Genomic DNA, 12277 nt, shown 5'->3' on the forward strand with positions numbered 1-12277 from the left:
GAGTGGGGATTGTATTAATAAACATTATTTGGATTTGATAAAAATTCTTCTTTAAATTCGAGAAATCTATCTTCTTCTATAGCTTTTCGTACCTCTTTTACAAAATTAATAAGGAATCTAAGGTTATGAATACTCAATAATATCTTACCAAGTATTTCATCTTTTCTTATGAGGTGGTGAATATAACCTCTTGTATGGTTTTGACATGCATAACAATCACATTTGTTGTCTATTGGTTCAGTTGAATATTTCCATTTTCCTGCTTTTAAATTCACCTTTCCTTCCCAGGTCATAGCAGTTCCATGCCTTCCCATTCTTGTTGGAAGAACACAATCAAACATGTCCATGCCATTTTCAACAGACATTAATATTATTAAAGGTGTTCCAATTCCCATTATATATCGAGGCTTATCTTCAGGTAATTTTGGTCCTGAATGTTTTAATATTCTTTCGGTTTCAGAATAATGTTCTCCAACAGACAATCCTCCAAGTGCAAAACCGTCAAAATCAATTGAAGTAATCTGTTTTAAGCTTCTATCCCTTAAATCTTCATGGAATCCACCCTGAACTATTCCAAATAAAGCCTGGTCTTTTTTAGTATGAGCTTTATATGAACGCTTAGCCCATTCAAAAGTCCTATCTACTGATTCTTCAACATATTTTCTTTCAGCACCAGCTTCCACGCATTCATCAAAAGCCATGGCAATATTTGAACCTATTGTCATTTGAATTTCCATAGATAATTCAGGAGTCATCATAATTTTCGAGCCATCAAGCGGTGATCTAAATAGCACCCCTTCATCAGAAATCTTTCTGTCTCGTAAAGAAAATACCTGAAATCCACCGCTATCAGTTAATATTGGTCTATCCCAATTCATAAATTTGTGTAATCCACCAGCATTTTTAAGCACTTCTAATCCCGGTCTCAAAAATAAATGAAAAGCATTTCCAAGTATTATCTCTGCTTCAATATCTTTTAAATCTGAGTTTTTTAAGGCTTTTACTGTTCCGTTAGTTCCAACAGGCATAAATACTGGTGTTTCAATTATCCCATTTGGTGTATATATTCTTCCTCTTCGTGCATTACTGTGTTTATCTTTGTGTAATAATTCATATTTTAAAGGTCCTTCAAGCATCAAAAATCCTCCTATAATTTAATATTTTTCTCTTCAAATAATTCTCTAATTTTCTTTACTAATCCATCAGTTTCAGCAGTAAATTCATTGATATCTTCAATTAATTCTTTTTTATATTCTTCATCTGATAAATATTGTATATTATCTTTTACCAGGATTAGACCTGATTGTAACGTAGCCCAGGCATAATATCCTGTTATGATAGCATCTGAAAGTAAATTTTGGTTTCCATATTTTGCAATATTGTATGAATTATTTAAAATTTCATAGCCGCATTTTGCAATTTTATAAGCTGTTTCTATACCATTTCGTACAGCAATATTTATTTTTTCTTTATCCTTTGATTTAAAGGCATCTTTTATCCCTTGATATGCATTCATATCTTCTTCAGCAAGTTCAATAAGCCTTTCTTTGCATTTTAAAAAGTTTTCCAGAGATTTTTCAATAATTGGTTGAAAATCTTCAAGTCCTTTTTTCTTTAATGAATATTTTGACACCATTATTCCCAACGATGCAGCAATTGCTCCGCAAACGCCAGCCATTGCTCCTCCGCCAGGTGTAGGAGTTTTGGCGCTTAAATCATCAAGAAACTCTATTATTTTTTTTTCATTTAACATAATTTCACCTCCATAATGGAATGTTTTCTAATAGTATTATATCAAAAATAAATTTTTATATAGTAAAATCGCCATATTTTTGTGATAAAATTTAAGTAAAGACTAAAACGAATATGAAAGGGAGGAATTTATATGTATAAGAAAATTCAGGAAGCAGCAGAATATATTAAATCAAAATCAGATATTAAACCGGTAATTGGATTAATTTTAGGATCTGGATTAGGATATATCGCTGACGAAATTGAAGATCCTATTATTATTGATTATAAGGATATTCCGCATTTTCCACAGTCTACAGTAAAGGGTCATGCAGGAAAAATGGTTATTGGCATGTTAGAAGGGAAACCTGTTATCACTTTAAAAGGAAGATTTCATGCATATGAAGGTCATGAGTTAAGTAAATTGGTATTTCCAATTTATGTTTTTAAAGAACTAGGCGTTGAAGGACTTGTATTAACTAATGCCGCAGGTGGAGTTAATAGAACATATAATCCTGGAGATATTGTAGCTAATACAAGTTTTATAAATTTCACATTTAAGAATCCATTAATTGGTCCAAATATTGACGAAATGGGTCCAAGATTTCCATCAATGGCAACACCAATTGATAGAAAATGGCTTGATAAAATTGAAAAAAGTGCTGAAGAAAAGAAAATAAAGATTCAGGAAGGAACATATTGCTGGATGTTAGGTCCATCTTATGAATCACCTGCAGAAATAAAGATGCTTGAAAAATTAGAAGGTGATCTTGTTGGTATGTCAACAATGCCGGAAATTATTGCTGCAAATCATTGTGGCATAAAGGCCGTTGCTTTCTCTGCAGTAACTAATATGGCAGCAGGTATTTTGCCTCAGCCGCTTAATCATAAGGAAGTTATGGAAGTTGCTGAAAGAATAAAACATAAATTTGCTAAAGTTGTAAAAATAGCAATTAAAACGTTTTGAGGTGATTGGATGTTGAGAAATATAGAAGCTATAGTTGGTGAAATAGAAAAAGCAAAAAATATTCTTGTTGTTGGACATATTATGCCAGATGGTGATGATATATCATCAGTATTATCAATGGTTATTGCTTTGGAAAGATTAGGAAAGAATGTAAGAGGGGTTATTGATTATGAAATCCCAGCGTATCTTGAAGAATTTCCAGGAGTTAAGGATAAAATAAAATCATATGATTGTATAAAAGAATTTCCAGCTGAATTAATTATTTCAGTGGATGCTTCTTCGCCTGACAGAATAGGTAGGGTCTATGACCATTTTAAGTTTGCAAGAAGTATAGTAATTGATCATCATGCAACTAATACATATTTTGGAAATATTAATTGGGTTGAAATGTATGGTGCAACTGCACAGATGGTTATGAGAATAAATAAAATGTTAGGTGTTGAGTATGATAAAGAATTGGCAACTGCAAATTTATTAGGAATTGCTACAGACACAGGATTTTTTAAATACTCAAATACTGATGCAACAGTTTTTGAAGATGTTGCATGGCTTGTTGGAAAAGGTGGAGATATTGCATTTATAAGTAATATGATTCTTGAAAATAGACCTCTTGAACATATACTTTTATATAAAGATTTCCTTGATGTAATGAAATTGGATTATAACAATACAATTGCATATTCACATATTACATTGGATATGTTAAAAAAATATGATATTAAACCAAAGGATTCACCATCATTTGTTGGGGATTTAAGATCCATAAAAGGCGTAGAAGTGGCTATTACATTTACCGAAGCTGAAGAAAATGAGTTTCATGTTAGTATGAGATCAAAATCATGGTTTGATGTTTCAAAAGTTGCTGTACATTTTGGTGGCGGTGGCCACCCAAGAGCTGCTGGGTTTAGTATTAATACAGATAATATTGAAAAAACTGAACAAGAGGTTATTGATACAATAAAAAAATTAATGGAGAGTTATAAATGATATACTTATTTATATTATTTCTCTGGTTAGGGTTTATAGGATCATTAAATGATATATCCATATCTCTTGGAATAATTATTTCTATTGCTGTTGTGAAAATTTCTGAATATTTTCTAAAAGAAGAAATTAAAGGAGTTGTAGAATTATTTATATCAGCCATTGGCAGAATTATTCAGATGTATAAAACAACATTCAAAATGTTACCTTTTCTAATAAAAAAAAGTTATACTGGGCTTGTTCCAGTAGATGTAAATAATAAAACTGATTCTGAGAAAGCTGCTATAGCAAATTGCATTACCCTAACACCGGGAACAATGTTTATTTTTGAAGAGAATAATCATTTAATAATCCATAAAGTTGATAAATCACCCGATGAAGCACACAATCCAAACAATGTATGGAAGGGTGAACTGTTTTGATATTTATAATTCTGGATATATTAATTTTAATTTCTTTGATATTAATGATAATAAAACTTATACTCGGTCCCACAGCGTGGGATCGAGTTTTAGCATTTGCTTCAATGTCATCTAAAATTTCTATATTATCTATTGTTTATGCAATAAATAAACAGTTTTATGTAATGATTGATATAATTATAATCTTTTTGGTATTAAATTTATGGGGAGTTGTAATTATCTCAAGGTTTCTTGAACGGAGTGGGAAAAATGATTAGCAATATATTGCTTATTGTTGGCGGGATATTAATATTATTGGGAAGTATAGGAATGCTAAACCAAAAAGATTTATATACGCGAATTCAATTTGCAGGTATTGCAGATACTGTAGGAACTTTTACAGTACTAATAGGTTTTGCTTTAAAGTATCAGGACGAAATATTCCGTTTTTTAATTATAAGTATTTTAATATTATTAATAGGTCCCGTATTATCTCATGCAATTGCTCACAGTGCTGCACAAAATAAGGTTAAGGTGAGAGATAATGATTGAAATTGTACTTTTGACTTCTTTACTAATTCTTGCAATTATGATGTTTTTTGTGAAAAAATATATTAAAGCAATCCTGATATATGCATCGTTTGGAACGATTTTATCGGGTGTTTTTTTTGTTTTTAATGCACCTGATGTTGCTGCAGTTCAAATGACTATAGGTTCTGCATTTATAATCTTTGTCTATATTATCGCAATAAAAACAAGGTCTAAAATTAGAGTTGGGTATATAGAAGCGCCGTATTTAATTGAAGAAATTGATGGAAAACTAACGGGTTTTGAAAAGGAACTCATTGAAAATTTCTCTGAAAATTCTTTTTTTGATGTAGAATATGTAAAGATGGATAAAAATAGCCTTTTGGAAAATATAAAAAAAGAACGTTTGGATATGATAATTGGCGGGATAAGTATTGAAAATCCCAAAAAATTAAAATTATTGTTTTCCAAAGAATATCTTCCAACAAAATTATTTATAGTCAATGAAGAAATACCAGAAGAATTTAAAATGCTTTTTTCAGATTTTGAAAATAAAAATTTGATGGATTACTTAAGATTAAAAGCTTATTTGAGAAAAGAGAAAAATATTTCTCCAGAAGAATATAAAAGCTCAGGTTATATAGCACTATTTCCAAAAAATAATAAAGCGTTAAAGGATGAATTTAACAGGTTTTTAAAAGGTTTCTTATCTTCAAAAGAATATGAAAATATAATCCGGAGGAATCTGGGATGAAAAAATTATTTCTTTCTTTATTATCACTTGGCTTATTCTTTTATATTTTAATAGTTGAAGTTCCTCATGAGTTTATAAAAAATCAATATTATGGAATTAACGTTTTAAATGAAAACGGATCTTTGAATATTGTGTCTGCAATAGTTTTAGATTATAGATTTTATGATACTTTCTTTGAAATTCTTGTTTTTACAGTTACTATAATTGGAATTTCATATTTTATGAAATTCTTTGGAAAAAGTGAATATGAATTTTCCGAACCATCTGTTGTGTTAAAAGTCTTTTCACCTGTTATGTTTCCAATAACACTTCTTCTTGGTTTTTATAATACATTTACAGGTCATTTATACCCTGGTGGAGGATTTAATTCTGGAATTATTTTAGGAACAGGCGTTCTTTCATTGGCATTGGTAAAAAAATATGAGGATATTGAAGAAGTATTTGAAAAATCTCATATTGAAGAAATAAAAGTCTTAGTGCCGCTTTTTATAATTATATATGCAGTAATTGGAAAGATTTTTTTTGGTGAATATTTTATAAACTTTTTCCCAAAATTTGAACCAGGTTCGCTTTTCAGTGGTGGAAGTGCTATAATGTTAAATTCTTTTATTGCTTTTGAGGTTTTTGGTGGCTCCTGGACAATATTATATCAGTTTATAAAACATAGGGGGCTGTTGTAATGAGTTATATATATATAATATTTTCATTTATAATAATTATATTAGGATTATTGGGAATTATTATAAAAAAAGACTTAATAATTAAATTATTTTTTTTAAGTATCTTTCAATCTGGTGTTTTGTTGTTTTTTACCTTTGTAGCCTATGATGAAAATATACCTATAATATCTCAGCAAATTAGGGAAAATTTCTCAGATCCGTTAATACATTCGTTTTTATTAACGGTTATTGTTATTGGTTTTGCCACAATCTCACTTTCTCTTGTTTATATTATGATACTTGCAGAAAAATTTAAAACTCATAATGTTGAAATTATAGAAGAGGAGTTAGAAAAATAATGGCTATTTTATTGATTTTATTTCCTGTATCAATGGGAATTATAGCATATCTTTCCAGACATCACCATCAAAAAATTGGTTATATAACCTATGCTTTTCTTATTACATTAAATACGTATTTAATGTTCTTTGGAAAAGAAGAAAGAATATTTCCAGGTGGTTGGAATAGATTTAACGGAATAGAAATCTATTTTCCGAGAGAAATGTATGTTGTTGCCTTCTTTTTCAATATTATGATGTTTATAATATATTGGCGTTCAGCAAGACGTCATGATAATATCTTTACGGCACTCTGGCTTATTATAAATGGTACGCTCATTGGTATATTAACCTCAGAAGATTTTTTTAATACATATGTTCATTTAGAATTAATTTCAATATCTTCATTTTTGCTAATTGGAATAGGAAGAAATGAAAGAAGGATATGGGCAAGTTTAAAATATATGTTTTTGAGTTATATTGGATTAACCTTTTATTTAATAGGAGTTGGTCTAATATATGCACAAACTGGAAGCTTGAATTTACATATAGCATTTTCAAAAGAACCAAATCCTTTAGCTGTTTCACTTATTGTTACTGGATTGTTAGTTAAAAGCGGTATGATTTTTTTATCTGCATGGTTACCAACAGCACATTCTGAAGCTTCTTCTGAAATTTCCGCGGTTTTATCAGGTTACATTGCACCAATTGGAACTTATGTAATATATTCTTTTGCTTTATATGACGGATTTTATAATGAAATAAAAGAAATTTTATTAATTTATGGTTTTATTTCTTTAATTATTGGTGGTATTTTAGCTTTTCTGGAAAATGATGCCAAAAGGATACTTGCATATTCGACGATATCTCAAATGGGATTAGCAATGATAATTATAGCTGAAAAGAAAGAACTTTTTATTCCGTTTTTTATTATGCATATGATATATAAATCTTTAGCTTTTTACAATGTTGGAAGAATTTATGAAAAAACGCATATTCGTAGTATAATATTATTGAGAGATGTAAATAATTACGATATAAATAAAATGCTGGCTATATTCAGTATTTTTGGTTTATCAGGAATTTTTCCATCACATGGATTTTTTGTAAAAGAAAGTATAGGTATCCATGGGGATTTAAAGATATTATTGTATATATCAGCATTTACAACAGCGATGTATTCAATAAAAATAATAAATGCTTTAAAACTATCAAAAAAAATATATTATTCAACTATATTAATTTCTATTATTCCATTAATTGGAATTGTTGAATATCATTTTACCAAACTTGATTTAATTATTTCCATTACAGCTTTAATAGTTTCACTTGCTGTTTCCAATTTGAAAACGAAATCATTATCTATTAAATTAAATTATCTGGAAAACTCTTTGATATTGCAGATTTTTTCAATTGTTATTGGTTATTATATAATAAAATTAATATAAAGTGAGGGAGAGAAAGGAGGAAGTTTATGTGAAAAAGTTTTTTGTATTGTTTTTGACTATGGTATTTATGGGGATGGGGTATGGAGCATTACTAAAGTCTGTTGATGGAAATACTGTTACAACAGAAATCATTGAAATAAAAGATGGCGTTGTAAAAATGAAAGTTTTTAATCAGATAATGACAGTAATGCTTGATAATGTTTTATATATTTCTTTTGATGAAAAAACAACGTCTGATTATGGAGTAATTGTTGATGATAAGATTTTTGAAGGTAAATTAACTTCTTATGCATCTGGAACAGCTAATATCCAAATGAATATTGGTGAATTAATATTAAACGATGTTTCAAAGCTAAAGTTTGTAAATGTTGCACATCCAGAGGTTCCAGATGTTGAATGGACAAGAAAAGAACAGCCCACTAACTTTGAAATAACATTAGGGGATAATTATACTGAAATTAAAGGTAATATATTTGAAGCTAAAGATAATCAATTGTTTTTGAATATTCCTGTTTTAGGGCAAGGTGCTCTTGATTTATCAGTAATAAAAAGTATTTCATATCCGAAATATGAATTTAAAAAACCATATACTCTAAAACTTTATAATGGTTATGAATTTAAATATGAAAAACTCATAAAAAAGGTAAATGATTATTATTTCTTTGATGTTGGCTATGGAACTTTGAGTTTATTAAATAATGCTATTTACGGATTTTCTGGAGGTATGGAAAAACCTGAAAGCAAATATACATATTTTGTATTGCAAAATGGAATGAAATTTTTTGGAGATATTACAGGTAGTGATGAAGCAAATATAAATGTAACAAGCATTTTTGGAGAACATACAATTTCAAAGGATTCAATTTTAACCTATGCAAAAATTCCTGACGAAAATACAATGGTTGTTCTTTCAAAGGATGGAATATTATATGGAAATTATACAAAAGAAAACAGAAAAATCTCATTTAAACCGCAGAACAAAAGCGATATAGATTTAATAGATGTTGTTTCAGAAAAAACTACAGAAAACGTTTTGAAAAATCCTGAAATAAATTGGGATCTAAAAAGCAATGTAATAGGTAAAGCTATAGCTTTAAGTAAATATAATCTTCTTGCTTATGGAAATGACAAAATGGTTATGATTGTATCAGATATAACCAATGAAGGTTTTGATAGTTACAATCACGATAATAAAATCACGGCACTTGCTTTTGATGATGAAGATCAGTTATTATATTCTGGTGATGAAAAAGGTATATTAAATGTTTATAATCTTACTACAAAGAAGATTGATTATACCTTTAATTTTAAAAACGGCATAACCTATTTAACAGCGAAAAATAAAATGGTATATGTAGCTTTAAAAAATGGCAATTTATATGTAATTACCGGAACAGAGAAAAAGCTCCTTGTTGATTTAAAAGAAGAAATAACAAAAGTTAGTGTAAATGACAGAGCTATCTATATTTCAACATTAGATGGTATGGTTTCTAAAATTGATAAATTTAATGGTAAGTTAATCTGGAAGGTTAAATTCAATAATACAATTACAGATATCTTATTGTTAAAAAATGACAAATATCTTATTGCAGCAGAATTTGATGGAAAAATTTCTATAATAAATATTGAAGATGGAAATGTTTTAACTTCCTTTAAATCATTTGAAGGTGTGTATAACGTTTCACCATCTCTTTTGAAAAAATATTTTATTGTTTCCGGTAAAGGCGGTAATGTGGAAATATGGAATAGTGTAAATTTGAATAAAGTTTATAGTTTTAACTTAAAATACGATATAAAATATGCTTTAGTTGATAAAACAGGAGATGTGATTTTCTTACTTGGAAAGGATTCTGTAAAATCAATGAAAATATTTCAATATTAAAAATAGCTCCCGTCAGGGAGCTATTTTTAATTATATATTTTTTCCAGCTTTTTTTAGATAATTAATTTCATATACCATAACTAAAATCATAAATAAACTAAAAACAAAAATGTCAATTTTAAATATAGGAGGATTCTCCTGACTTGTATAAACTGCAAGCCATCCAAATATGTATTTTAATATCTCATATATCCCTATTAAAACAGAAATAATACCACTAACAATAATATGTGCAGAACGATGATACCATATATTTTTTATATCTTCCCAAAATCCAAAAAAAGCTATTAATGATACAGTAATATAGGAAAGGAAAATGAAATTATCATATGAAAAATTTATATAACCCATTATTAAAGACATAATTCCTATTATAATGAGCAATAATCGTTTGTTTTTCATAATATAAAACCTCCAATCCAATATACAAGATTGGCAAGGCCATAAGCTACCAATAATGTATAAAATAATTCAAAGAACATCCATTTCCAGCTATTTGTTTCTTGTTTAATTACACTAAGTGTAGCAAAGCATGGAATATATGTCAATACAAAGAATATTAAAGCTAAAGCTGAACGTTCTGTTAAAATAGTTCTCAAAGCATATGAAATTCCGTCTTCTCCAACGTTTAATATGGTCATATATGATGATGCAACAACTTCTTTTGCAACAGCTCCGAATAATAAGGAAATATTTGTTTGCCAATTCCATCCTAAGTGCATTGTTATAGGTTCAAAGAATTTACCAAGCATTGCTGCATATGAATTAGCTATATCATTATTATTTGGAAAATAAGATAAAAGCCAGATAAAAATAGTTGCGATTAATATAATTCCTCCAGCTTTTTCAAGGAAATGTTTTCCTCTATTCCATGAATATAAAGCAAGATTTCTAAATGTAGGCATTCTAAAACGTGGCAATTCTATTGTAAATGGAACTTCTTCACCACGGATAAAGAAGATTTGTAATATTTTAGCTGAAATTAAAACTAATAAAATACTGGTAATATATACAGAAAGCAATATAAATGCAGCATTTTTATCGAAAAAGGCGCTTATTAAAAGTATAAATACAGGTAATCTTGCTGAACATGAAGCAAATGGGATACTTAAAATTAAAGCCATTCTTTCTTTCTTATTGGCAATAGTTTTTGTTGACATTATTGCTGGAACACTACATCCAAATCCTAAAATTATTGACATAAAAGAACGTCCGCTAAGACCGAATTTTCTAACCAGTTTATCAACAAGAAATGCGGCACGAGGTAAATACCCAGATTCTTCTAAAAATCCCATAAAGAAAAATAGCACGAAAAGTTGTGGGATAAATACTAAAACTCCGCCAACTCCACCGATAATTCCATCTACAATCAATGAATTTAACCATGGAATTTGAATCTTACCATCAATTAAGTTACCTAATGCGCTAAATCCCATATCAATTAGATCAGAAAGAGGACTGGCAATATTAAAGGTTAAAGAAAATACAAAATACAATGCAATAACATAAATTAATAACCCTAAAACTTTATGTGTCATTACATGATCTAAAATGTCCCTCATTGCCCAGCTTCTACCTTCTTCAACGACAGCGCTGTTTATAAGAGAAGAGATAAATTTAAATTTCCAGTTCATGAATTCTGATTTTAATTTATTCATATCGAATTTTTTGTTAATATGTTCTATTAACTCTTCAGGATAATGAAAGTTTTTATTTCCAAATTCAAGATAGTATATTGCCAACCATCTTGAATCATATGAATTTAACATGGAATATTTTTTCACTTCATTTATAAATTCGTTTATGTACTCATTGATTTTATCTGTATAAAGAAAATTTTTCGCAGGAACATGTTTTGTTTCAGCAGTTTTATGAATTTCTTCAAGTAATTTATCAATACCAATATTTTTCTTCGCAGAAGTTAAAATTACGGGGATATTCAATGTTTTTGAAATAAATGAAGGATTTATAACCTTTCCTTTTGCTTCAGCTTCATCAATTGAATTTATTGCCAGAACAACCGGTAAATTCATTTCTAAAATCTGAGTCAAAAGATACATTGAACGTTCAAGGTTTAATGCATCAGCAACAACGACTACAGCATCAGGAGATTCATTTATTAAATAATCACGTGCAACCTTTTCATCGTCACTTTGGGCTGAAAGCGTATAAATACCGGGTAAGTCAACTAATTTAAAGTTGTGTCCCATGTATTTAAATGAACCAACCTTTTTTTCTACAGTAACTCCAGGCCAATTGGCAATATACTGCCTACTTCCAGTAATAATATTAAATATAGAGGTTTTACCTACATTTGGATTACCTATTATGGCTATTTCAAAAGTCATATCTTACCCTCCACAACTTTTTTTATTGCAAAAACCTTTTAAAGGACAACTTTCACAGGTTAAGTTCATTGATTCGAAAGTGTTTGTTTTGACACCGTTTGATAATAAAAAAGGATAAATAATGTTCCAATCACTATCAGAAAGATTAAAATATCTTTTTATATCATCAGTAGATACATTTTCCTGTTGACTATTAATATACTCCATTATTTCGTTTACCATTATTCCACCAGCTTT

14 protein-coding genes are annotated in these 12277 nt (G+C 28.8%); 10 read left to right on the plus strand and 4 right to left on the minus strand.

The genetic code is table 11. The features are described 5' to 3' along the window. Window positions 1-14: 14 nt before the first annotated feature. Complete coding sequence (gene tgt, locus MARPI_RS00865) at window positions 15-1136, minus strand: tRNA guanosine(34) transglycosylase Tgt (protein ID WP_014295699.1); 1122 nt, start codon at window positions 1134-1136, stop codon at window positions 15-17. 11 nt (window positions 1137-1147) lie between these two features. Next, window positions 1148-1753: a cyclodeaminase/cyclohydrolase family protein gene (locus MARPI_RS00870; protein ID WP_014295700.1), complete on the minus strand. Its 606-nt coding sequence runs from the start codon at window positions 1751-1753 to the stop codon at window positions 1148-1150. A gap of 132 nt (window positions 1754-1885) precedes the next feature. Between MARPI_RS00870 and MARPI_RS00875 the strand changes: the two genes are divergently transcribed. Genes MARPI_RS00875 through MARPI_RS00920 form a run of 10 tightly spaced genes read left to right on the plus strand, consistent with a single transcriptional unit; the run spans window position 1886 to window position 9692 of the window. Beyond that, on the plus strand, window positions 1886-2698 hold the full coding sequence (locus MARPI_RS00875) for a purine-nucleoside phosphorylase (protein WP_014295701.1): 813 nt from the start codon (window positions 1886-1888) through the stop codon (window positions 2696-2698). A 9-nt stretch (window positions 2699-2707) separates the two neighbouring features. Then, entirely contained in the window at window positions 2708-3685 is a 978-nt protein-coding gene (locus tag MARPI_RS00880; RefSeq protein WP_014295702.1) for a DHH family phosphoesterase, read from the plus strand. After that, window positions 3682-4104: a Na+/H+ antiporter subunit E gene (locus MARPI_RS00885; protein WP_014295703.1), complete on the plus strand. Its 423-nt coding sequence runs from the start codon at window positions 3682-3684 to the stop codon at window positions 4102-4104. The genes MARPI_RS00880 and MARPI_RS00885 overlap by 4 nt, the downstream gene beginning before the upstream one ends. Continuing rightward, on the plus strand, window positions 4101-4361 hold the full coding sequence (locus MARPI_RS00890; RefSeq protein WP_014295704.1) for an MrpF/PhaF family protein: 261 nt from the start codon (window positions 4101-4103) through the stop codon (window positions 4359-4361). The genes MARPI_RS00885 and MARPI_RS00890 overlap by 4 nt, the downstream gene beginning before the upstream one ends. Next, on the plus strand, window positions 4354-4635 hold the full coding sequence (gene mnhG / locus MARPI_RS00895) for a monovalent cation/H(+) antiporter subunit G (protein WP_014295705.1): 282 nt from the start codon (window positions 4354-4356) through the stop codon (window positions 4633-4635). Before MARPI_RS00890 ends, mnhG begins: the two co-directional genes overlap by 8 nt. Further along, the gene (locus tag MARPI_RS00900; RefSeq protein WP_014295706.1) at window positions 4628-5365 is read left to right on the plus strand and encodes a transporter substrate-binding domain-containing protein; all 738 of its coding nucleotides are present in this window, start codon (window positions 4628-4630) and stop codon (window positions 5363-5365) included. The genes mnhG and MARPI_RS00900 overlap by 8 nt, the downstream gene beginning before the upstream one ends. After that, window positions 5362-6045, plus strand: a complete 684-nt coding sequence (locus MARPI_RS00905; RefSeq protein ID WP_014295707.1) for an MnhB domain-containing protein — start codon at window positions 5362-5364, stop codon at window positions 6043-6045. Before MARPI_RS00900 ends, MARPI_RS00905 begins: the two co-directional genes overlap by 4 nt. Continuing rightward, entirely contained in the window at window positions 6045-6383 is a 339-nt protein-coding gene (locus tag MARPI_RS00910) for an NADH-quinone oxidoreductase subunit K (protein WP_014295708.1), read from the plus strand. Before MARPI_RS00905 ends, MARPI_RS00910 begins: the two co-directional genes overlap by 1 nt. Further along, a complete protein-coding gene (locus MARPI_RS00915) occupies window positions 6383-7810 on the plus strand; it encodes a complex I subunit 5 family protein (protein WP_014295709.1) in 1428 nt (475 codons plus the stop codon). Before MARPI_RS00910 ends, MARPI_RS00915 begins: the two co-directional genes overlap by 1 nt. 28 nt (window positions 7811-7838) lie before the next feature. Continuing rightward, entirely contained in the window at window positions 7839-9692 is a 1854-nt protein-coding gene (locus MARPI_RS00920; RefSeq protein WP_014295710.1) for a WD40 repeat domain-containing protein, read from the plus strand. A gap of 30 nt (window positions 9693-9722) precedes the next feature. Here MARPI_RS00920 and MARPI_RS00925 read toward each other — a convergent pair whose 3' ends face one another. Both MARPI_RS00925 and feoB read right to left on the minus strand, forming a co-directional pair. Then, window positions 9723-10094 (minus strand): hypothetical protein, encoded by a 372-nt coding sequence (locus MARPI_RS00925; protein ID WP_014295711.1) that lies wholly within the window; start codon window positions 10092-10094, stop codon window positions 9723-9725. After that, window positions 10091-12040, minus strand: coding sequence for a ferrous iron transport protein B (feoB, locus tag MARPI_RS00930; protein ID WP_014295712.1), 1950 nt, complete (start codon window positions 12038-12040; stop codon window positions 10091-10093). Before feoB ends, MARPI_RS00925 begins: the two co-directional genes overlap by 4 nt. Between the last annotated feature and the right edge of the window lie 237 nt (window positions 12041-12277).

The organism is Marinitoga piezophila KA3 (assembly GCF_000255135.1).
GTDB lineage: Bacteria > Thermotogota > Thermotogae > Petrotogales > Petrotogaceae > Marinitoga > Marinitoga piezophila.

Excerpts from the sequence above, each read along its gene's own strand:
- tgt (WP_014295699.1), bottom strand. The coding sequence starts at position 1,136 with ATGCTTGAAGGACCTTTAAAATATGAATTATTACACAAAGATAAACAC.
- MARPI_RS00870 (WP_014295700.1), bottom strand. The coding sequence starts at position 1,753 with ATGTTAAATGAAAAAAAAATAATAGAGTTTCTTGATGATTTAAGCGCC.
- MARPI_RS00875 (WP_014295701.1), top strand. The coding sequence starts at position 1,886 with ATGTATAAGAAAATTCAGGAAGCAGCAGAATATATTAAATCAAAATCA.
- MARPI_RS00880 (WP_014295702.1), top strand. The coding sequence starts at position 2,708 with ATGTTGAGAAATATAGAAGCTATAGTTGGTGAAATAGAAAAAGCAAAA.
- MARPI_RS00885 (WP_014295703.1), top strand. The coding sequence starts at position 3,682 with ATGATATACTTATTTATATTATTTCTCTGGTTAGGGTTTATAGGATCA.
- mnhG (WP_014295705.1), top strand. The coding sequence starts at position 4,354 with ATGATTAGCAATATATTGCTTATTGTTGGCGGGATATTAATATTATTG.
- MARPI_RS00900 (WP_014295706.1), top strand. The coding sequence starts at position 4,628 with ATGATTGAAATTGTACTTTTGACTTCTTTACTAATTCTTGCAATTATG.
- MARPI_RS00905 (WP_014295707.1), top strand. The coding sequence starts at position 5,362 with ATGAAAAAATTATTTCTTTCTTTATTATCACTTGGCTTATTCTTTTAT.
- MARPI_RS00910 (WP_014295708.1), top strand. The coding sequence starts at position 6,045 with ATGAGTTATATATATATAATATTTTCATTTATAATAATTATATTAGGA.
- MARPI_RS00915 (WP_014295709.1), top strand. The coding sequence starts at position 6,383 with ATGGCTATTTTATTGATTTTATTTCCTGTATCAATGGGAATTATAGCA.
- MARPI_RS00925 (WP_014295711.1), bottom strand. The coding sequence starts at position 10,094 with ATGAAAAACAAACGATTATTGCTCATTATAATAGGAATTATGTCTTTA.
- feoB (WP_014295712.1), bottom strand. The coding sequence starts at position 12,040 with ATGACTTTTGAAATAGCCATAATAGGTAATCCAAATGTAGGTAAAACC.